Genomic DNA, 20,443 nt, shown 5'->3' on the forward strand with positions numbered 1-20,443 from the left:
CGAACGGGTGTTCGGGCCCAGCATAGGCGGGGCGCAGCCGTCCAACTCGCGCCAAAGGGTCCATCGTTGTCGCGAAAGGGTCATCCTGCGCTAAGCTCGCCCTTCCCCCGCAACGGACGCGCCCCATGGTCGACCACGCCAGCCTGCCCTACGAATCCCTGGAGATGCCGGTCACCGGCGTCGCCATCGACTACCCAAGCGGCCACGTGGTGCCGCCCCACAGCCACCCGCGGGCGCAGCTGATCTACGCCATCGAGGGCGTGCTGGTGGTGGAGACCCCGGCGGGGCGCTGGGTGACGCCGCCGACCCGCGGCGTCTGGCTGCAGGCGGGCGTCGAACACTCGCTACGCATGCGCGGCGTGACGCGGGTGCGCAGCCTGTTCGTCAACCCCGACGCCATCGACGGCCTGCCGGTCGGCGACTGCGTGATCGACGTGTCGCCGCTGCTGCGCGAACTCATCCAGGCCGCCACCCAGGTGCCCGGGCGCTACGCAAGCGACAGCCGCGACGGCCGCCTGATGCGCTTCCTGCTCGACGAACTGCGCAGCCTGCCGGTGCTGCCCTTCCACCTGCCCTGGCCGGACGACGAGCGCATCGCCCGGGTCTGCCGCGCCCTGGCGGAAAACCCGGCGCAGGGCAGCAGCGCCGAGCACTGGGCCGAGCAACTGGCGATGAGCCCGAAGACCTTCCACCGCCGCTTCCAGCGCAGCACCGGCATCACCTTCGGCCGCTGGCGCCAGCAGGCGCGCCTGCTGCTCTCCCTGGAAGCCCTGGCCCAGGGCCTGCCGGTGCTGGAAGTGGCGCTGCAGCACGGCTACGACAGCCAGAGCGCCTTCGCCGCTGCCTTCCGCCGACAGTTCGGCGTGGCGCCCTCGGCCTTCTACCGCTGACCTGGACGTAGGGCGAATAACCGTTCGCGGTTATCCGCCGCTACACCGAGGCCACGATCGACGCCAAGGCCGGCCCCGGCGCCGCCGGGAATCAAGGCCAAACGGCGGATAACGCCGTAGGCGTTATGCGCCCTACGTCCCGGCCCCGGCGTTGCCCGATGTGCGGTTCCGCGCGGATGACGCCACCGGCCCCGGCGGGTAAGCTGCCGCCCCTCGTCCCACCCGCAGAAAGAGGCCCCCATGGCGAACAACGACCTCAGCTTCCTCCCCGACGCCGACCCGCAGTCGATCTCTTCCGACGTCGCCGGCTTCGGCGGCCTGCTGGTCTCTACCCAGATCCCCACCCGCGAGGACGGCAGCCTGGAGCTGGGCGGCATCGTCGAGCAGAGCGAGTGCACCCTGCGCGCGCTGAAAAGCGCCCTGGAACGCGCCGGCAGCTCCATGGAGCGCGTGCTGCACCTGACCATCTACCTCACCGACATGGCCGACCGCGCCGCCTTCAACGAGGTCTACCAGCGCTTCTTCGCCAAGCCCTGGCCGGTGCGCGCCGCCGTCGGCGTGGCCGCCCTGGCGGTGGAAGGCATGCGCGTGGAAGTCACCGCGCTGGCCGCCAAGGCCTGATGCCGCCGCGGCGCCGCCCGGCACCCCGCCGGACGGCGCCGCCATCGGGCAGCGCACGGGTGCCGCGCCGGCGTTTCGCCGCTACAATGCGCGCCTTGCCGTGTCACGCCTGATGAAGAAGAAACCATGTCCCTGCCCAAGAACCATCTGGAACTGCTCAGCCCTGCCCGCGATGCGAGCATCGCCCGCGAGGCCATCCTGCATGGAGCCGATGCCGTGTACATCGGCGGCCCGAGCTTCGGCGCCCGGCACAACGCCTGCAACGAGGTGAGCGACATCGCCCGGCTGGTGGAATTCGCCCACCGCTACCACGCGCGCATCTTCGTCACCCTCAACACCATCCTCCACGACGACGAGCTGGAGCCGGCCCGCGCGCTGATCCACCAGCTCTACGACGCCGGCGTCGACGCGCTGATCGTGCAGGACCTGGGCGTGCTCGACCTGGACATCCCGCCAATCGAACTGCACGCCAGTACCCAGACCGACATCCGCACCCTGGGCCGGGCCAAGTTCCTCGACCAGGCCGGCTTCTCCCAGCTGGTGCTGGCCCGCGAGCTGAACCTGAAGGAAATCCGCGCCATCGCCGACGAAACCGACGCGGCCATCGAGTTCTTCATCCACGGCGCGCTCTGCGTGGCCTTCTCCGGCCAGTGCAACATCTCCCACGCGCAGACCGGGCGCAGCGCCAACCGCGGCGACTGCTCCCAGGCCTGCCGCCTGCCCTACACACTGAAGGACGACCAGGGCCGCGTGGTGGCCTTCGAGAAACACCTGCTGTCGATGAAGGACAACAACCAGAGCGCCAACCTCAGCGCCCTGGTCGACGCCGGCGTGCGCTCCTTCAAGATCGAAGGGCGCTACAAGGACATGGGCTATGTGAAGAACATCACCGCCTACTACCGCCAGCGCCTGGACGGCATCCTCGCCGAGCGCCCGGACCTGGCCCGCGCCTCCAGCGGCCGCACCGAGCACTTCTTCCTGCCCGACCCGGACAAGACCTTCCACCGCGGCAGCACCGACTACTTCGTCAACGAGCGCAAGGTGGACATCGGCGCCTTCGACTCGCCGACCTTCACCGGCCTGCCGGTGGGCGTGGTGGAAAAGGTCGGCAAGCGCGACCTGATCGTCGCCACCGAGCAGCCGCTGTCCAACGGCGACGGCCTCAACGTGCTGGTCAAGCGCGAGGTGGTGGGCTTCCGCGCCAACATCGCCGAGCCGAAAGGCGAATTCGAGGAAGACGGCGAGAAGCGCTACCGCTACCGCGTCGAGCCCAACGAAATGCCCGAGGGCCTGTACCGTCTGCGCCCCAACCACCCGCTGTCGCGCAACCTCGACCACAACTGGCAGCAGGCCCTGCTCAAGACCTCCGCCGAGCGCCGCGTGGGCCTGGACTGGCAGGCCCGCCTGCGCGAGGAACGCCTGGAGCTGACCGCCACCAGCGAGGAAGGCGTGAGCGTCAGCGTCGCCCTGGACGGCCCCTTCGGCGTGGCCAACAAGCCGGAACAGGCCCTGGAGCAACTGCACGACCTGCTCGGCCAGCTGGGCACTACCCAGTACCACGCCGAGCGCATCGAGCTGGATGCGCCGCAGGCATTCTTCATCCCCAACTCGCAGCTCAAGGCCCTGCGCCGCGAGGCCATCGAGGCGCTCACCGCCGCCCGCGTCGCCGCCCACCCGCGCGGCAGCCGCAAGGCCGAGACGAACCCGCCGCCGGTGTACCCCGAGGCGCACCTGTCGTTCCTGGCCAACGTGTACAACCACAAGGCCCGCGAGTTCTACCACCGCCACGGCGTACAGCTGATCGACGCGGCCTACGAGGCCCACGAGGAAGCCGGCGAGGTGCCGGTGATGATCACCAAGCACTGCCTGCGCTTCTCCTTCAACCTGTGCCCGAAGCAGGCCAAGGGCGTCACCGGCGTGCGCACCAAGGTCGCGCCCATGCAGCTGGTGCACGGCGACGAGGTGCTGACGCTGAAGTTCGACTGCAAACCCTGCGAGATGCACGTGATCGGCAAGATGAAGGGCCACATCCTCGACCTGCCGCAGCCGGGCAGCGCGGTCAGCCAGGTGGTCGGCCAGATCAGCCCGGAAGACCTGCTCAAGACCATCCGCCGCGCGCCGCACTGAGGCCCCAACACGACAGCGCGGGGCGGCCCCATGACCGCCCCGCCGCTGTTCAGCCCGCCGGCTGCCCGCGCTCCTTGAGGAGTTGGCGGATGATCGCCTCCTGCCCCTGGTAATCGCCTTCGCCCACGTGCTGGTAGCGCACGTGGCCCTTGGCATCGATGAAGTAGTGCGCCGGCCAGTACTGGTTGGCGAAGGCGTTCCAGATGCGGTACTGGTTGTCCAGCGCCACCGGGTAGTGGATGTCGTTGCGCGCCACGGCCTTCGCCACGTTCGCTGGGATGCGTTCGTAGGGATACTCCGGGGTGTGCACGCCGATCACCACCAGGCCCTGGTCGGCATACCGCTTCGCCCACTGGTTGACATACGGCAGGGTGTGCTGGCAGTTGATGCAGTCGTAGGTCCAGAAGTCCACCAGCACCACCTTGCCGCGCAACGCTTCGCTGGTCAGCGGCGCGCTGTTGAGCCACTGCACGGCGCCGTCCAGGCTGGGCATGGCGCCCAGGTCGGCCAGGTCGGCGGCGCTGGCACTGGGCATCAGTTTGTCGAGCAGCTTGGGCACACCATCCAGAACTTTGTGCTCCAGCACGGCCAGGGTGCGCGAGGCGCCGGAACCCACCAGCTGCGCGCTGGCGCCGCTGCCGATGACCACCACCGCCAGCAGGGCCAGGGCCCCTGCCCCGCGACGCAGCCACTCCAGCGCACCCAGCGACGGGCGCAGGCGCTGGTACAGGCCGCGACCGAGGAACAGCGCGGCGCCCAGGGCGACGGCGCTGCCCAGCCCGTAGGCGAACAGCAGCAGGCTGGTGGACGCATTGGGCCCCTGGAGCATGGCCCCGGAGAGGATCAGCCCGAGAATGGGCCCGGCGCAGGGCGCCCACAGCAGGCCGGCGGCGAAGCCCAGCAGCCAGGCGGACAGCGCCGGCGGCAGGCCACGGGCCTGGCCGTGCAGGCGGTCGCCGAGCCAGGCCCAGGGCCGCGAAATCCAGGTGCCGAAGCGTGGCGACAGCAGCGCCAGGGCGGACAGCCCGAGCAGCCCCAGGGCCAGGTAGCGGCCGACCTCGCTGGCCTCCACCACCCAGGCGCTGGAAACCGCCGCCAGGCTGGCCAGCACGGCGAAACCGCTGGCCAGGCCCGCCAGGGTCAGCAGCGGCGACCAGGCCGGCCCGCCGGCGCGCTGCAGCAACAACGGCAATACGGGAAGGATGCAGGGGCTGAGCAGGGTCAGCACCCCGCCGAGAAAGGCGATGATCAGCATGGGAATCTCCTTTTGAAGGGGGCTGGAGCGGCAGGGCCATCCCTGGCCGGGGCGGCGTGCATCAACCGCCTTCGTTGCAGTCGCTGGAGAACTTCTGGTAGGCCAGGCTGTGGGGCTGGCCGTTGGAGTCCAGGTAGTCCATGCGCGCCTGCACCACCTGGCAGCTGCCGGGGTCTTCGTGCAGGGCCAGGACCTTCTTCACGTCCAGCTGCTGGCCGTAGTGGTATTGCTCCACCGGCGCGGGGGCGCTGGCGGCGAAGCTGGCCAGGGGCGCGGCGAAGGCGAACAGGGCGGCGGCAAGAGTCAGGGTTTTCATGGCGGTGTCCTCAGTGTGGGTTCGTGGCGCGGAGGCCTTGTGCCTTCCGCTTGGTGCCCATTTCACCCGCCGCGGGTATCCCGCCTGTGTCCGCCGCCGCCCGCGAATGCCGCCCCAGGTATCGGCGCGGCGAATAGATACACTGGTATACAAACCCTGGCGGGAATGCACCGCCTTGCTCTATACACTTGCCCCAACGAACGCACCGATTGGGGAACCACCATGGAACATGTCGATCACGTCCTGATCGTCGACGACGACCGCGAGATCCGCGAGCTGGTCGGCAACTACCTGAAGAAGAGCGGCCTGCGCGTCAGCCTGGCCGCGGACGGCCGGCAGATGCGCGCCTTCCTCGAAGCCAACGCGGTGGACCTGATAGTGCTGGACATCATGATGCCCGGCGACGACGGCCTGAAGCTGTGCCGCGAGCTGCGCGTGGGCAAGCACAAGGCCACCCCGGTGCTGATGCTCACCGCGCGCAACGACGAAACCGACCGCATCATCGGCCTGGAAATGGGCGCCGACGACTACCTGACCAAGCCCTTCTCCGCCCGCGAGCTGCTGGCGCGGATCAACGCCGTGCTGCGGCGCACGCGCATGCTGCCGCCGAACCTGTCGATCACCGAGAGCAGCCGGCTGATCGGCTTCGGCCCCTGGCGCCTGGACACCAGCGCGCGCCACCTGCTGGATGCCGAAGGCACCCTGGTCGCCCTGAGCGGCGCCGAGTACCGCCTGCTGCGGGTGTTCCTCGACCACCCGCAGCGGGTGCTCAGCCGCGAGCAACTGCTGAACCTGACCCAGGGCCGCGAGGCGGACGTCTTCGACCGCTCCATCGACCTGCTGGTCAGCCGCCTGCGCCAGCGCCTGCGCGACGACGCCCGCGAGCCGGACTGCATCAAGACGGTGCGCAACGAAGGCTACGTCTTCTCGCTGCCGGTGCAGCTCATCGAACCCGCCGAGTGACCGCCATGCCCCGCACCCTGGCAGCGCGCCTGGCGCTGATCTTCCTCACCGGACTGGTGCTGGCCTACGGCCTGTCCTTCAGCTCGCAGTTCTACGAACGCTACGTCAGCGCGCGGAGCATGATGCTCGGCAACCTGGAAAGCGACGTGAGCACCGCCGTGGCCCTGCTCGACCGCCTGCCGGCGAACGAGCGCGAGCAGTGGCTGCCCATGGTCGACCGCCCCAACTACCGCTACCGCCTGGACGAAGGCGAACCGGGCCAGGCCATGGACATGGCCCGGGCGCCCATGGCCGCGACCAGCATCGAGAGCGCCATCGGCTCGCGCTACGCCCTGCGCTTCGAGAGCATCCCAGGCCCGGCCGCGCACTTCCAGGCGCACCTGCGCCTGGCCGACGGCAGCCCGCTGACCATAGACGTCACCCCGCGCGGGGTGGCGGCGGTGGCGCGCTGGCTGCCGGTGGTGCTGATGCTGCAGCTGGCCGTGCTGCTGATCTGCACCTGGCTGGCGGTGCGCACCGCGATCCGCCCGCTGACGCGCCTGGCCCAGGCCGTCGACCACCTTGACCCGGACACCCCGGCCGCGCCGCTGGACGAGAACGGCCCCAACGAAGTGGCCTACGCCGCCCGCGCCTTCAACGCCCTGCAAGGCCGCATCGGCGACTACCTGAAGGAGCGCATGCAGTTGCTGGCGGCCATCTCCCACGACCTGCAAACTCCCATCACGCGCATGAAACTGCGCGTCGAACAGATGGACCCATCGCCGGAAAGCGAACGCCTGTGGAGCGACCTGGAAGAAATGCAGCACCTGGTCCGCGAAGGCGTGGCCTACGCCCGCAGCATGGACGGCGCCAGCGAGGCGCAACGCCGCGTCGACCTCGACGCCTTCCTCGACAGCCTGGTGCTCGACTACCAGGACGCCGGCCAGCAGGTCAGCCTGCAAGGCCGCGCCGGCGTGCCCCTGGAAACCCGCCCCCATGCCCTGCGCCGGGTGCTGGGCAACCTGCTGGACAACGCCGTGAAATTCTCCGGCGCCGCGCAACTGGAGGTGGGCCGCGAGGACGGCAAGCTGTGTATCCGCGTACTCGACCGCGGCCCGGGCATCGCCGAGGAAGAACTGGAAGAAGTCCTCAAGCCCTTCTACCGCGTGGAAAGCTCGCGCAACCGCAGCACCGGCGGCACCGGCCTGGGCCTGGCCATCGCCCACCAGCTGAGCCAGGCCCTGGGCGGCCGCCTGACCCTGGCCAACCGCGACGGCGGCGGCCTGTGCGCGCAACTGGAACTGCCGCTCCCGGCCTGAGCGAGCGTACAAGCCGATACAAGGCGGCCCCCGGCGGGACACATCCGGGACAAGCCGCCTTGCCAGCATGGCTCCACCCGCCGACTCCCCGGTCCAAGGAGACACCGCCATGCAAAGCACCCTCGCCACCACCCTGCGCCCCCTCGACCGCCTCGGCGCCTGGGGCGCCGACATCCCCCTGCGGCTGTTCCTGGCCTGGGAATTCCTCGAATCCGGCCTGGAGAAGTGGAACGGCGAAAACTGGTTCGCGCAGATCCACGACGCCTTCCCCTTTCCCTTCGACCGCCTGCCGGCGAGCCTGGACTGGCAAATCTCCCTGTGGGCCGAACTGATAGCCCCGGCGCTCCTGCTGCTGGGCCTGGGCACCCGCTTCGCCTCGGCGGTGCTGATGGTGCTGACGCTGGTAGCCATCGCCGCCGTGCACTGGCCGGCGCACTGGTCCAGCCTGGGCGAACTGGCCATGGGGTATTCGATCAGCGATAACGGCTATGGCAACTACAAGCTGCCGTTGATCTACCTGGTGGCGCTGGTGCCGTTGCTGCTCAAGGGGGCCGGGCGGTTGAGCCTGGATGCGTGGTTGGGGCGGCGTGGCTGATCCTACATCCGCCTTACTGCCTCAGCCCCTACGCCGTATCCAGCCAGGGTTTCAAGAGCCTGACCATTCAACGGTCAGGCTTGGGAAGCCTGGCCGCAATGGGTTGGAATGAGGGAGTGACCAGAGGCTGCCATTTCACATCGATCTGCCCAGGCGAGCACCGACGACTTGCTTGGCTCCACTGTTTTCTTGCGATTGTTGTGAGTGCTCCGAAAGAAGAAAGATGCACCCTCAAGGTGGAGGAAGTTCAACATACCCTGACATCAGCCCAAATACTTCCACACCATGCGGAACGGCACGACCGGCAACAACCGCGACTCTCTGGGAAGGCTCGTCCAGTTCGCGACGGTAGATGACGAAGCAATCGCCATCCTCGCCATAACGCACCGCATCAACCGGAACAGCCAGACCATTCTCTGCACGATAAGTCACGACGGTAAGCCTGGTGCTCATTCCCAGGCGCATACGTTGCTGCAAGTCGGGAGAAAGCGGGTCAATACCGACCACGACCTCATAACTGCTTCCGCCACCGTAAACCTCCGACACAAGGGCCTGAGCACCGATAGCCAGAACACGCCCCTGTAGCATGAGCCCACTGAACCCGTCTCCGGTAACCTCTACAGGCATCTCTTCCTGCAGAAGATGCAGGTCCGACTCATCTATGCGCCCGACGGCATTGAGGTTTTCGAGTGTGACAAGCTCAAGTAACGGCATGCCCTGGGTGACGCGCTGCCCCACCTGGAGGGATGGCACTCTACCGGTCTCGTCAGCGCGTTGTGGCAACATGGCGATGCCAGCAAAAGGCGCGTGCAAATTGCCTTGAGCCCGCAGGGCCAAGAGTCCGTCATAGTGAGCCTGGGCATTGACCAGCTCCATTTCCACCATTTGAAGTGACTCCCCTCGGCCTTTGCTCCTGACAGTGCGCAGCTCCGACTGCGAGGCAGCCAAATCGACTTGTTGAAGTCGCAGCTGCTGCTCCAATGCGTCGACTTCCATGCGTGGGACAATGCCCCGCTCGAACAATCGTCGGGTATCGGACAATCTGGAAACCGTATCGTTGAGGCTCAACTCTGCGTTGGTAACCGCCCGACGCGCACGTGCAACCTCATCGCTGCTTTCCCAGCCCTGCAGGTCCTGTGCGTCACGCTTGGCTTTGAGCAGTTCGGCCAAGGCTCGGCGCAACTGGATGTCCAGTTGTACGGTGTCCAGACGCAGCAGCAGTTGACCCCGCTCTACACTCTGCCCCTCCCTGACAGCCAGATGCTGAACAATACCGTCGAACGGGGCGACCATGGTCTGTCGAGTTGACGCCTCAATGCGCCCGATCAAACCCAGACGGTTTTCCAGGAGCCGGGGTTGTACCTGGACCCAGCGTAAGCTATCCGAGTTGGTCGAATACGCTCCTGGACGAGCGAATATGAAGGTCAGGCAGCCAACAAGGATCAGCACACACAGGCTGGCGGCAACCCATGACCAACGCGTTGCCGGGGATGTCGCGAAATGCTCAATCGTTGAGGGCAATGTCCCAGCTCTCCAATGTAGTGCCCAGCATCTGATCCAGGGTGGTCTGAGTGTTGAGGTACGCGATCAGTGCATTCAGGCTGGCACTCTCGGCGCTACGCAAGTCGGCCTCGAAGCTCAGTACCTGGAAATTGCTGGAACGCCCGGCCTGGAACTTTTCGCGTTCGATATCCAGCTTGCGCCGCGAAAGATCGCGAGCCCGCTGCGCAATCTCGTACTGGCGCCAACGTGTACCAAGGTTGCGCACGGCATCCCCGACATCACGCTCGAGCATCTGACGAGCCTCGGTCAAACGGATAGCCTGGTTCTCGACGGCCACTTGCGCGCGTACTTCCGCTTGGCGTCGCGACAGATCGCCGATAGGAATCTCGATCTGGATGCCTGCATAGCCTTCCCAAGTCCGGTCGATAGCACGGCCATGGGGTGTCGGATAGTGATCGCGAACCTGCGTCGCGCCACCAACCAGCGAGAGATCCCACAAACGCTGGTTGCGAGAGACGTTCAATTGAATAGCTGCCTGCTCACTGGCAATCAATTGGGAAAGGTAGGCAGGCTGTTGTCGCTGGGCGATGACAAGAGCCTCAGCCAGGCCGATGGTGACAGGTTGCGCATCGAGCGTATCGACGGCTCGGATCTGCAGGTTCAGATCCAGGGCAAGCAAACGCAGCAGTTCCAGCCGGTTAGTCTCCAGTTGGTTGGCCACGTCTTCTACTGCCAACTCCTGGGTAGCCGCATCCGCTTCAGCCTGCACGATCTCGAACTCTGCCATACGACCTGCTGCAATCAACGCTCTGTTGGAGTCCATCAATTGGCGTGAACGTTCCAGCGCATCCTTGGCAATCTCCAATTGCTCCTGAGCCCGGAGAATCTCCCGATAGGCCATGATCATCTGGGTAACGGTGTCCGAAACCGTGGCTTTCAAGTTCAGCTTGTTGAGTTGTTCACCAAGTCTGGCCATACGTAGCGGTGCACCGACTATGTCGCGGCCAGCCCCGCGCAACAGAGGCTGAATGAAACTGAAGTCGGCGCCGTCGTTTGCAGTACGTCCAGCTTGGTCAGCCAGGGTCAGTTGGTTGCGCCAGGCGAGGCTGAAGCGGGTGCCGTACTCGGTCAGCACACTGGTTTGCGGGAAGATCTCGGTCTGACGGTAGCGATCCGCATGGTTACGGTTGGCCAAGTGACGGCTGGTGAGTACCAGCCTTGGGTTGAAGCGGTCCGCCTCCACTCGCAGTTCGAACCTCTGCGCGATACGCTCGAGATAGGCGCTGCGGATCGAACGATTGTTGCGCAAGCCGAGATAGACAACATCGCTCAGGGTCAACTCGACACGCTGTTCCAACAGAGATACCGTCTCGCTGCGCAGAGACATGCTGGCTCGGGAAGGGTTGAGGAGCGTGGTGGCCTGAATCGATGTCGATAACGACAAGGCAACGCAAAGCGCCAGCGCTGGAGCGCAGGTGCGACGAGTGTCAGTCATCGCGTAGAGCCTGTACGGGGCGCAGACGGGCGGCAAGCAAGGCAGGGTACCAGCCGAAGAACAAGCCTATCGCCAGAGAACTGGATATACCCAGAGGAAGGGACACGGGGGACAATCTGAAGGTCCAGCCAGAGAAACAGACGAAAGCGTAGGCGAAGAGCAATCCACCGATGGCACCCAGGGTAGATCCAGAGAGACAAAGGCCAGCCGCCTCGGCGAGAAACAAGTTGCGAATGTCACTGGCACGGGCCCCAAGCGCCATGCGTACGCCAATCTCCCGACGTCGCTCACGCACGCCCATCAGCATGACATTCATTACGCCTACGCCGCCTACGAGCAGCGCAATGCCTCCCACTCCCGCCAGCAGATAAGCGAACGTATTGGCCTGGCGGCTAAGGGCCTCGAGCAGCTGTCGTGGAACCTGCACGTCGACCTGATACCCTCGGGAAGCGTGATCCAGATAGCGCTTCAAAGTGCTGGCGGTCTGGGCAAGATCAGCAGTGTCGTGCGCCTGAACAATGACATTGCCAATTCCGGGAGCCGGACGCATCCGGCGAATGCCTTCAATCGGCAAGAAAACCGATTCGTCCACGTCAACGGGCAGCAATGGGTTGAACGGTTGGTTCGCAAGAATGCCGATAACCTCCAACAGGTAGCCTGCGACCTGTAATCGACTGCCAAGCTCCAGGGCCAAGCCACGCGCGACTCCAGCGCCAACGACGACATAAGTGCTGCAACGATCGAAGTCGGAGAGCAAGCGCCCCCTATCCGCCCGCAAACCCATAACCGGAGCGAGGTCCTGCGTGGTACCGACAATACTGACATCAGTGTCCCGTCCGGCATGGCGAATGCGTGCAGAATGCATGACAACAGGTGCAACGTACTCGATCTCGGTTAGTTCCACGGTAAGTGCTTTCCAGTCCGGTGCGACGGCACTGGGGCCTACAGAGCCCGACAGTGGTGAAAAGCTGACCACCAGAGTGTTCGTGCCCAATCTCTTGAATGTGTCGGTAGCCTCGTTAGCTGCGCTATGACCGATGTTGAGCAGGGCGGTGACTGCCGCACAACCGACTGCGATGCCCAGCAGCGCAAACAACGAACGAAGCCCTGATTGGCGCAGGCTATCGAGCGACTCGAACACCACGCCACGGAAAGAAAGGCCTGGTCGACACGTACCCTTTCCGTCAGGCATTGGAAGTAGCCCCTTGTCTGCAGAGCTCCAGCTCCACGACGCGGCCATCTCGCACCAGCAATTGGCGACCGAGTTGGCTTGCTAGCCCCTTGTCATGGGTCACCATGACCAAGGTAACGCCATCGCATTCGTTGAGTTGCAGCAGCAAGTCCATGATGTCCTGAGCGGTTGTATTATCGAGGTTGCCAGTTGGTTCATCAGCGAGGATCAGCGCAGGTTCGCCCACCAACGCGCGAGCAATGGCGACGCGCTGGCACTGGCCACCGGAAAGCTCCGTGGGCCGGTACGCGAAACGCTCGGCCAACCCAATCCGCTCGAGTTGGCAAATGGCACGCTGCCGGGCTTCGACACGGGGACAGCCGCGATACAACAGCGGTAGTGCAACATTGTCCAATACGCTAAGACGAGGCAGCAGATTGAATCCCTGGAAAACAAACCCGATTAGCCGATTGCGAAGATCAGCGCACGCATCGGCGGTGGAATGGGAGATATCGACACCGTCAAGCAGAAAGCGCCCGGATAGGGGCCGATCCAGCAGACCGAGAATATTGAGCAACGTGCTCTTGCCCGACCCCGAGGAACCAACGATGGCACAGCTTTCCCCTCGAGCGACGGATAAAGAGACCTCCTGCAATATCTGCTGCTGTATACCGTTCCGATAATAGCTCTGGCACACTCTATCGAGCTCTATCAAAAATCAATCCTTCAGAAATTCCGGCCACCGAAGACTCATGGCGATATGCGCAGGCCCTCTACTGAAAGGTCTACAACAATAATCAATCACGCAAGAATAAAAGCACTCCAAAGCCATGCACTGCCCAGCATCTATACAACTTACCGGAGGACGGCACATCGCCACCAATGCAAAACACTTATTCTCGCGACAGCCCTTTGCGTGGAATAAAGTAGACGAGTGACTCCTGGACGCTGTCCGAATTCGACCTGTCGGGCTGTAAACCCAGCCAACCCAAAACATCACGATCCTTCACTGCGGCGATAAAAAGTAACTCATCATCTCCACCCACATCCGAGTAACTCGGTAGATCAGGGACCTCAATCTTGCTCTGACTCGCCAATTGCTCCGCCAGAACGCGCATATCTTCCGGACTCCCCCAGTTACGCCAGGCTTTTTCCGCCTCACTCATTTGCGATGCCATTTCCGCATGTGCCTTCATGCTCAACACCTGATGCCATGGCCCCCCAGGCTTCTTGCTCTGCATGGATGATTGCAAATCGAAAGCTCTGTTCTGAAATTCAACATCACGACTCGTCATATCCAGGAATGCCACGAACCGCTCGATCGAAGTGAATGAACCAGAATCATCGAATGCTATTTTCGACAAAGATTTTCTGTCCAATCCGACAAAGGGGCTCTCCGATGAAACATCTTCGTATACGCTTTTCTTTCCGTACAGAGAGGTCAAAATATAATTAGCTGCCTGTTTGGCCACGCTGGTGCGAAGCGTATCGCCACTTTCTGGCAACTCCGACAGCACGGCGGCCTGCTCGCCGTCCGCGAGGATTTCCCGATGCATGCTCTCCAGAAAATCATCGAACCCCGCAGCCGCTGTTGTACCACCTCGGTTCTGAAGCTGTAGCGCCGAGGCAATAAGCCGGCCCCTGTCCGATAAGGTTACAGAGACTCCACTATCATTTTTTCGGACACGCTCTTGAGCATTGGTCAAATTGTCGTAAATCGGACCATTGATGATTTTTCTCAGATTTCCAGGCTGAATCTCTCTTGCTCCCAAGATATATTCCGCCCGAGTAATATCGAACATACATCCTCCCTGCGCATGGAGCCTCCCTCATGAAGACTCCATGCGTGACCATTACTGCGACATCATGAAGAGAACTTCATAATTGTATGGCTTGGTCCACTTCTTGGTTACATAAATAAAACATGCACCATTAGAGACCTGACCATAACCTGAACTGCTACTCGAGTAGACCGGGCCAGTTGAATTTTCTTTGTGCCCAGCCCTGAACTTGCAGCCACCATTCGACTGTCCACTCGCATAGGTCGCCTGCACATCACTACTGGTGAATGATGCCGGCACCTTGACCACTACTCGCTTTCCCGGCCCCAGAGTACTGGGAAGCTCATAGGAGCCAGATACCTTGCGTATTTCCTTGGGAGTGTTGTTATGAAGGGTGACGATGACTTCTGCAGAAGCAGACATCGAGCTCAAAGAAAAACTAGCCAAAACCAGCCCACAAAGGAGCCCCTTATATATCGCTTTCATTTCCATAAACAGAAAATCCTTATTTCCAGAATTTCTTGACCCGACATTGGAGTGCCGAGTCCTAAACCCTGAAGAATTTCTCTCCTTCAAGATCTGGAAAATATAGCGTCCGCAAACTGGAATTCTTTACGCCAGGAAAGGCCAGGAATTTCGCCAAATTCAAACAAGAAAAAACCTACCCTGAAATATTAATCTGTCAGAAAAAAGACAAGGACAAGTAATGTTCAATCGAAGATCGAGGCCAACAAAAAGCCCGCAGACCGTTCAGGTACGCGGGCTTTTACAGTTGCTCCTCAGTATCACGGAACCTCGAAAGTCACCTCGATATTCCCCCGGGTAGCCCGGGAATACGGGCAGATCCGGTGTGCCGTCTCCACCAGCTTCGCCTTGTCCCCGGCGGCCAGCCCCGGCAGTTCCACCGTCAGCCTGGCCGCCAGGGCGAAGCCGCTGCCGTTGTCGGTGGTGCCCAGGGTCACGTCGGCGGCCACCGCCACGTCGGCCGGCAGGCGAATCTCCAGTTTCTGCCCGGCGCGGCGCAGGGCGCCTATGAAGCAGGCGGACCAGCCCACGCCGAACAGTTGCTCGGGGTTGCTGCCGGGGCGGCCAGAGCCGGGTGGGCTCAGGCGCACGTCCAGCTCGCCGTCGCTGGAGCTGCCGCGGCCGTCTCGGCCTCCGGTGGTGCGGGTGTGGGCGGTGTAGAGGATGCTGTCCAGGATGTCGGTCATCGCGGTGTCTCCTTGGGGGCTGGGGAAGGCTGTCGGCGGTGGGTGGCGCACAGGTTGCGCGTGCCGAGCACCACGCCTTGTGCGTGAAGGTTGCGCAGCAGGGCCAGGCCCTGCTGCAGGATGGGTTCGGGGTCGGCGCCGATGGCCTCGGCCAGCGCCAGCAGGTGCTCGCGGCCGCTCAGTTGGCGGTCGCGCACGGACTCCAGCAGCGCATGGGCCAGCGGCGCCAGGCGGGCGAAATGCACCTGCCGGTCGTCGCCGCGGCGGGCCAGCAGCAGGGTCGGCTGCTCCGGCGGCTGCTCGGGCAGGTGGCCGGGGCCCAGTTCGCTCACCGGCCAGGCGTAGGCCAGCGGCCAGGCCAGGGACGACAGCAGCGGCACGCCGTGCAGCAGGTCGCCCTGCGGATCGTGGGCCGGCTCCTGGCTGTCGCTGAGCAACAGGGCCGTCTCCACCCATTCGTAGTGCGCCAGCTCGGCGGCCCAGGCGGGCGCGTCCGCCCCGCCCTGTTCGAGGAAGGCGACAAACTCGCCGGCCAACTCGACGAACAGCGGCGTCTGGCAGCGGTAGTCGGCATAGAAGGCCTCCGTCAGCGCCTGCCACTGGGCCTCGGCCAGGCTGGCGCGCAGCACCGGGAAGCTGCCGGCCAGCAGCGACTGCACGTTGCCCAGGAACAGCTGGCGGTACACGGCCAGGCGCCGTGCTTCGATGCCCGGCGGCGGCGCGTTGCGCTGCGGGTCGCGGATGTGCCGGGCCAGTTGCAGCTGCTGCTCGCGCAGGGTGTCAGCCATGGCGCACCTCCCGCGGTGCGGCGGCGCCTTGCAGGGTGCGGATGTGCTCCACTTCCGTCAGCAGCTCGGCCAGCGGCGGGAGGTTGAAGTCGCGCTCCAGCAGCGTCGGCACCAGGCCGCAGTGGGCATAGGCCTGCGCCAGCAGGCTCCACACCGGCTGTTGCACGCTGGCGCCGTGGGTGTCGATCTTCAGGTCCGGCGCCTCGTCGTAGTGCCCCGCCACGTGAATGCAGGCCACCCGCTCGGCGGGCACCTGGGCAAGGAAGGCGGCGGCGTCGTAGCCGTGGTTGCAGGCGTTGACCACCAGGTTGTTGACGTCCAGCAGCAGGTCGCAGTCGGCTTCCGCCAGCACGGCCCGCAGGAACTCGATCTCGCTCAGCGCCTGGTAGGGCGCGGCGTAGTAGGAAATGTTCTCCACCGCGATGCGCCGCCCCAGCACGTCCTGAGCCTGGCGGATGCGCGCGGCGACGTGATGCACCGCCTCGTCGGTGAAGGGCAGCGGCAGCAGGTCGTAGAGCTGGCCGTCGTCGGAGCAATAGCTCAGGTGTTCGCTGAACAGGCCGACGCGGTGGCGGTCGAGGAATTGCCGGGTGCGCCGCAGCAGCTCCAGGTCCAGCGGCCCGGGGCCGCCGAGGGACAGCGACAGGCCGTGGCAGGCCAGCGGGAAGCGTTCGGCCAGCTGCGCCAGGCCGTCGCCGTAGGCACCGCCGACGCCGATCCAGTTGTCCGGCGCGCATTCGAGGAAGTCCACGGCTGCGGTAGGCATCGCCAGCAGCTCGGGCAGCAGCGCGCGACGCAGGCCGAGGCCGGCACCGCGCGGTAGGGAATGGGCATTCATGGCAAGGCTCCGCGGAGGAGGAGTGCCCTCCCGGCAGGGAGGGCTGGGTGGCGCGTCCGGCTTAGTGGCGGTCGCCCTGGAACCTGGCGAACAGCCCGGCCGGCATTGGCTTGCCGTTGGATTCGAAGACGTTCTTCAGGTGCTGGTAGGCCTCGGCTTCGGAGATGAAGCCGTCGTGGTCGGCGTCGATCCCGTCGAAGTCGCCGGCGCGGTCCCTGGCCACGGCCAGGAACTCGTCGCGCGAGACCTTGCCGTCGTGGTCGCTGTCGGTGCGCGTGAAGGAAGCGTCGCCGCACTTGCCCTCCCCGCACTTGCCTTCGGCCTGGGTGACCTTGGCCTTGCTGGCGCCGCACTTGCCTTCGCCACACTTGCCCTCCCCGGCCTTGTCGGCGGCGGCGAGCTGGTAGCCCTGGGGCAGCGCCTCGACGGCGAAGGCCGAGGTGGCCAGGTTGGCGCCGCCCACCAGGGCGATGGCGAGCAGGCCGATGCGGGTCTTGGTCTGGATCGGGTTACGGGACATGGGTGGTTCTCCGATGCTGGGCGCTTGGGGCGCGGGTCTGGGGCTTGGTCGGACCGGGATGCGCGAGGGGCTGGCTTTCGAAGCCCGCCGGGTGTCGCGTCCGGGTGTGGCCATTTGGCCCGCGCCATGTATCGGTGGCGTATCGGAGGGGGGTTGGGTTTGTATGCGTGCCTTGCGGAGGGGCGGGTTGGATACATTGGGATACAGCGAAGAGCGTGGTATGTGGCTGGCGATGTGGGGGTCAAGAGCCCCTCACCCCAGCCCTCTCCCGGAGGGAGAGGGGGCCGTTCGGCGTGGGTGGGGAGGTTTGGCGTCGACCTGTAGCGGGCCCTGCCCGCGATTCGCGCGCAGGGCGCGCTCCTACAGGGGAATGGCATGGCTATTTCAGGCATAACCGTTCGTGGTTATCCGCCCTACGACTCCGTGCCAAGGTGCTTTTCGTAGGATGGGTTGAGCTTGCGAAACCCATGCGGTGCTGGTGATGGGTATCGCTTCGCTCAACGCCATCCTACGACGGCGCCGGGCCCCTCACCCCAGCCCTCTCCCGGAGGGAGCGGGGGCCAGGCCGCGCCACCGTCAGGCCCAGTTCAAGCCCCCTCCCCCACAAAACCCCAACCTCAGAAGTTGTAACTCACCGAAGCCGTCACATTGCGCGACGGTCCATAGAAACCGGACCCACCGCTATACAAGCTCATCAGATACTTGCGATTGGTCAGGTTGTTCAGGTTCAACGACGCACTCCAGTGCTTGTCGATGTCATAGCTCCCCATCAAATCCACCAGCGCATAAGCGTTCTGCCGCACACGGCTGTCGTCGTCGAGCTGGATCGCGCTCTGCCAGCTCACCCGGGTGCCGACCTTGGCCTGGGGCAGGCCGGGCAACTGGTAGGTCAGGCTGCTGCGCAGGCTGTGGCTGGGCACGTACTGGCGCGCCTTGTGGCCGTCCGGGTCCTCGATGCGCACGTAGGTGTAGCCACCCTGCAGTTGCAGGCCGGGGGCCAGCTGGCCGCTGGCTTCCAGCTCCGCGCCGCGGCTCTTGAAGTCCTCGCCGTTGTAGATGGTCTCGCCGCCGGGCAGGCTCTGATCGGTGGCTTCGGCGACGTTGCGCTGGTCGGTCTTGAACAGCGCGGCCGACACGCTCAACTGGTCGTCGAGCAGGCTGCCCTTGATGCCGGCCTCGTAGCTCTTGCCCTCCAGCGGCTCGAGCACCTTGCCCTGGGCGTCCATCACGTACTGCGGGTTGAAGATCTTGGTGTAGCTGGCGTACAGCGAATACTGCTCGTCGAGGTCGTAGACCACGCCGGTGTAGGGCGTCACCTCGCCGTGGATGCGCACATCGCGGGCGCTGCCGTAGTCGGTGCCGTCGCTGTCGACGCTGAGCATGCGCGCGCCGAGGATCCAGTGCAGCTGGTCGGTGAGGTTCAGCCGCGTGCCGGCGTAGACGCTCTTCTGCCGGTCGGTGAAGCGCGCCATTTCGATGGTGTCGTTGGTGTAGGTCAGGCTCGGCCTGGGCACCGCGCCGCTCAGGGTCTGGCCCAGGTCGGCGTCCATGAACTCGTCTTCGTTGTTGTAGTAGCCGCGGTCGCTGTGCCGCGAACGGCCGTAGTCCACGCCCAGGGTCAGCTCGTGCTGGCGCCCGCCGAGGCTGAACGGGCCGCTCAGCTGGGCCTCGCCCAGCAGCTGCTTCTCGCCGGAGTGGCTGTGGCTGGGGTCGGCCAGCCAGGGCGTGTCGGCGTCGTTGGCCATCAGGTAGTACATGTCCGCCTGCTGGCTCTGGTCCACGCCGGTGACGTTGAGCTTGCCCTTCCAGCCGCCGCCGAAGTCGTGGGCCAGCTCGACGAAGGCGCGCTGGGTGTGCACGTCCCAGTAGGTCCAGTCCTGGCCGATGTTGGCGCCGCGGCGGCTGTAGTGGATCAGGTTGCCGGCCTGGTCGGTCAGCGGCAGAGCACCCCAGCTGCTGCCGTTGGAATTGCTCTTGTTGTCGGAGAAGCCGACCGTCAGGGTGTCCGCCTCGGTGAGGTCGAAGGCCAGCATGCCGCTGAGCACGTTCTTCTCGTGGGAGTAGCGGTCCAGGTAGGAATTGCCGGTCTCGTTGGCGTAGATGAAGCGGCCGCGCACCTTGCCCGAGTCGGTCAGCGGGCCGGAGGCGTCGAGGTCGATGCGGCGGGTGCCCCAGGAGCCCACCGACAGTTTCACCTGCGCCTGCGGCGTGTAGGTCGGGCGCTTGCGGATGAAGTTGACGGTGGCCGAGGGGTTGCCGGTGCCGCTCATCAGGCCGTTGGCGCCGTGCAGGATGTCCACCTGCTCGTACTCGGCCAGGTCCAGGTCGCCGCTGAGCAGGCCGGCGCTGAACGGCGAGCCGATGCCGTCGTACTCGAAGTTGTTGATGTCGAAGCCGCGCGAGGTGAAGTTGGTGCGGTCGGTCTCGTACTGCTCCACCGTCACCGAGGGCGCGCTGCGCAGCGCGTCCTTCACACTGTTCATGTTGAAGTCGTCCAGCTGCTGGCGCGACAGCGTGGTGACGCCCTGGGGCGTTTCCCGCGGCGTCAGGCCCAGGCGCGTGGTGCTGCTGTCGCTCAGTTGCTGGTAGCCGGTGGGGGTGCCGGCGCCGTTGGCGTTCGCCTGGATCACGGTCGCGGACATGGCCAGGGTATCGCCGCCCTTGCCGACCACGGTTTCGGCCGGCATCTGCAGCGCGGCGCCGGCGTCCTGCAGGGCGTAGATGCCCGCGCCGCGCTGCACCAGTTGCAGGCCGCTGCCGCGCAGCAGTTGCTGGAAGCCCTGCTCGAGCGTGTAGCGGCCCTTCAGGCCCGGGCTGTTGCGCCCGGCGAGCCTGGCCGGGTCGAACACCAGCTGCACGCCGGCACTGGCGGCGAAGCGAGCCAGCACGTCGCTCAGGGCGCCGGCGCCGATGGCATAGTCGCGCGCGGCCTCGGCGGCCATGGCCACGGATGGGGCCAGGGCCAGCCCGGCGCAGCCCAGGGCCACGCCATGGATCGCCGCCGCCAGGGCCAGGTGGGTGAATCGACGAGTGCCGGAATGCCGTCGGTGCTTCGAAGCCATGTGCTTTGC

Annotated in this window: 19 protein-coding genes; 6 read left to right on the forward strand and 13 right to left on the reverse strand. The window is 65.0% G+C overall.

The genetic code is table 11. The annotated features are described in order from the left end of the window. Positions 1–125: 125 nt before the first annotated feature. The 3 genes from FG99_RS17965 to FG99_RS17975 all read left to right on the forward strand — a co-directional run bounded on the left by FG99_RS17965 (position 126) and on the right by FG99_RS17975 (position 3,638). On the forward strand, positions 126–890 hold the full coding sequence (locus FG99_RS17965; protein ID WP_043271673.1) for an AraC family transcriptional regulator: 765 nt from the start codon (positions 126–128) through the stop codon (positions 888–890). 240 nt (positions 891–1,130) lie between these two features. Continuing rightward, positions 1,131–1,511, forward strand: coding sequence for a RidA family protein (locus FG99_RS17970; RefSeq protein ID WP_043271675.1), 381 nt, complete (start codon positions 1,131–1,133; stop codon positions 1,509–1,511). Positions 1,512–1,637: 126 nt separating this feature from the next. Then, entirely contained in the window at positions 1,638–3,638 is a 2,001-nt protein-coding gene (locus FG99_RS17975) for a peptidase U32 family protein (protein WP_043271677.1), read from the forward strand. Positions 3,639–3,687: 49 nt separating this feature from the next. On the opposite strand, the gene FG99_RS17980 is transcribed toward FG99_RS17975, so the two are convergent. Both FG99_RS17980 and FG99_RS17985 read right to left on the reverse strand, forming a co-directional pair. Continuing rightward, positions 3,688–4,893: a cytochrome c biogenesis protein DipZ gene (locus tag FG99_RS17980; protein WP_043271679.1), complete on the reverse strand. Its 1,206-nt coding sequence runs from the start codon at positions 4,891–4,893 to the stop codon at positions 3,688–3,690. Positions 4,894–4,954: 61 nt separating this feature from the next. Continuing rightward, entirely contained in the window at positions 4,955–5,209 is a 255-nt protein-coding gene (locus FG99_RS17985; protein ID WP_009622349.1) for a DUF2790 domain-containing protein, read from the reverse strand. A gap of 222 nt (positions 5,210–5,431) precedes the next feature. Between FG99_RS17985 and FG99_RS17990 the strand changes: the two genes are divergently transcribed. The 3 genes from FG99_RS17990 (at position 5,432) to FG99_RS18000 (ending at position 8,065) form a co-directional block, all read left to right on the forward strand. Next, the gene (locus tag FG99_RS17990; protein ID WP_009622351.1) at positions 5,432–6,172 is read left to right on the forward strand and encodes a response regulator; all 741 of its coding nucleotides are present in this window, start codon (positions 5,432–5,434) and stop codon (positions 6,170–6,172) included. A 5-nt stretch (positions 6,173–6,177) separates the two neighbouring features. After that, complete coding sequence (locus FG99_RS17995; protein WP_043272203.1) at positions 6,178–7,470, forward strand: sensor histidine kinase; 1,293 nt, start codon at positions 6,178–6,180, stop codon at positions 7,468–7,470. 109 nt (positions 7,471–7,579) lie between these two features. Then, the gene (locus tag FG99_RS18000; RefSeq protein WP_043271681.1) at positions 7,580–8,065 is read left to right on the forward strand and encodes an HvfX family Cu-binding RiPP maturation protein; all 486 of its coding nucleotides are present in this window, start codon (positions 7,580–7,582) and stop codon (positions 8,063–8,065) included. A gap of 231 nt (positions 8,066–8,296) precedes the next feature. Here the strand turns inward: FG99_RS18000 and FG99_RS18005 are convergent, their stop codons facing one another. The 11 genes from FG99_RS18005 to FG99_RS18050 form a co-directional block, all read right to left on the reverse strand. Continuing rightward, complete coding sequence (locus tag FG99_RS18005) at positions 8,297–9,358, reverse strand: HlyD family secretion protein (RefSeq protein WP_168187692.1); 1,062 nt, start codon at positions 9,356–9,358, stop codon at positions 8,297–8,299. A gap of 211 nt (positions 9,359–9,569) precedes the next feature. Next, entirely contained in the window at positions 9,570–11,063 is a 1,494-nt protein-coding gene (locus tag FG99_RS18010; protein WP_043271683.1) for a TolC family protein, read from the reverse strand. After that, positions 11,056–12,204: an ABC transporter permease gene (locus FG99_RS18015; protein WP_256204869.1), complete on the reverse strand. Its 1,149-nt coding sequence runs from the start codon at positions 12,202–12,204 to the stop codon at positions 11,056–11,058. The genes FG99_RS18010 and FG99_RS18015 overlap by 8 nt, the downstream gene beginning before the upstream one ends. Positions 12,205–12,247: 43 nt before the next feature. Next, complete coding sequence (locus FG99_RS18020; RefSeq protein WP_051879036.1) at positions 12,248–12,949, reverse strand: ABC transporter ATP-binding protein; 702 nt, start codon at positions 12,947–12,949, stop codon at positions 12,248–12,250. A gap of 178 nt (positions 12,950–13,127) precedes the next feature. Beyond that, positions 13,128–14,036: a hypothetical protein gene (locus FG99_RS30825; protein ID WP_141766214.1), complete on the reverse strand. Its 909-nt coding sequence runs from the start codon at positions 14,034–14,036 to the stop codon at positions 13,128–13,130. A 51-nt stretch (positions 14,037–14,087) separates the two neighbouring features. After that, positions 14,088–14,507 (reverse strand): hypothetical protein, encoded by a 420-nt coding sequence (locus FG99_RS32165; protein ID WP_141766215.1) that lies wholly within the window; start codon positions 14,505–14,507, stop codon positions 14,088–14,090. Positions 14,508–14,800: 293 nt separating this feature from the next. Continuing rightward, positions 14,801–15,226 (reverse strand): organic hydroperoxide resistance protein, encoded by a 426-nt coding sequence (locus tag FG99_RS18030; RefSeq protein ID WP_043271687.1) that lies wholly within the window; start codon positions 15,224–15,226, stop codon positions 14,801–14,803. Beyond that, on the reverse strand, positions 15,223–16,014 hold the full coding sequence (locus tag FG99_RS18035; protein ID WP_043271689.1) for an HvfC family RiPP maturation protein: 792 nt from the start codon (positions 16,012–16,014) through the stop codon (positions 15,223–15,225). Before FG99_RS18035 ends, FG99_RS18030 begins: the two co-directional genes overlap by 4 nt. Further along, positions 16,007–16,852, reverse strand: coding sequence for an HvfB family MNIO-type RiPP peptide maturase (locus FG99_RS18040; protein WP_043271691.1), 846 nt, complete (start codon positions 16,850–16,852; stop codon positions 16,007–16,009). Before FG99_RS18040 ends, FG99_RS18035 begins: the two co-directional genes overlap by 8 nt. Positions 16,853–16,913: 61 nt before the next feature. Beyond that, positions 16,914–17,372 (reverse strand): HvfA family oxazolone/thioamide-modified RiPP metallophore, encoded by a 459-nt coding sequence (locus tag FG99_RS18045; protein ID WP_043271693.1) that lies wholly within the window; start codon positions 17,370–17,372, stop codon positions 16,914–16,916. Between the two features lie 617 nt (positions 17,373–17,989). Then, positions 17,990–20,434: a TonB-dependent siderophore receptor gene (locus FG99_RS18050; protein WP_043271695.1), complete on the reverse strand. Its 2,445-nt coding sequence runs from the start codon at positions 20,432–20,434 to the stop codon at positions 17,990–17,992. Positions 20,435–20,443 lie beyond the last annotated feature (9 nt).

Source organism: Pseudomonas sp. AAC (assembly GCF_000725445.1).
Lineage (GTDB): Bacteria > Pseudomonadota > Gammaproteobacteria > Pseudomonadales > Pseudomonadaceae > Pseudomonas > Pseudomonas citronellolis.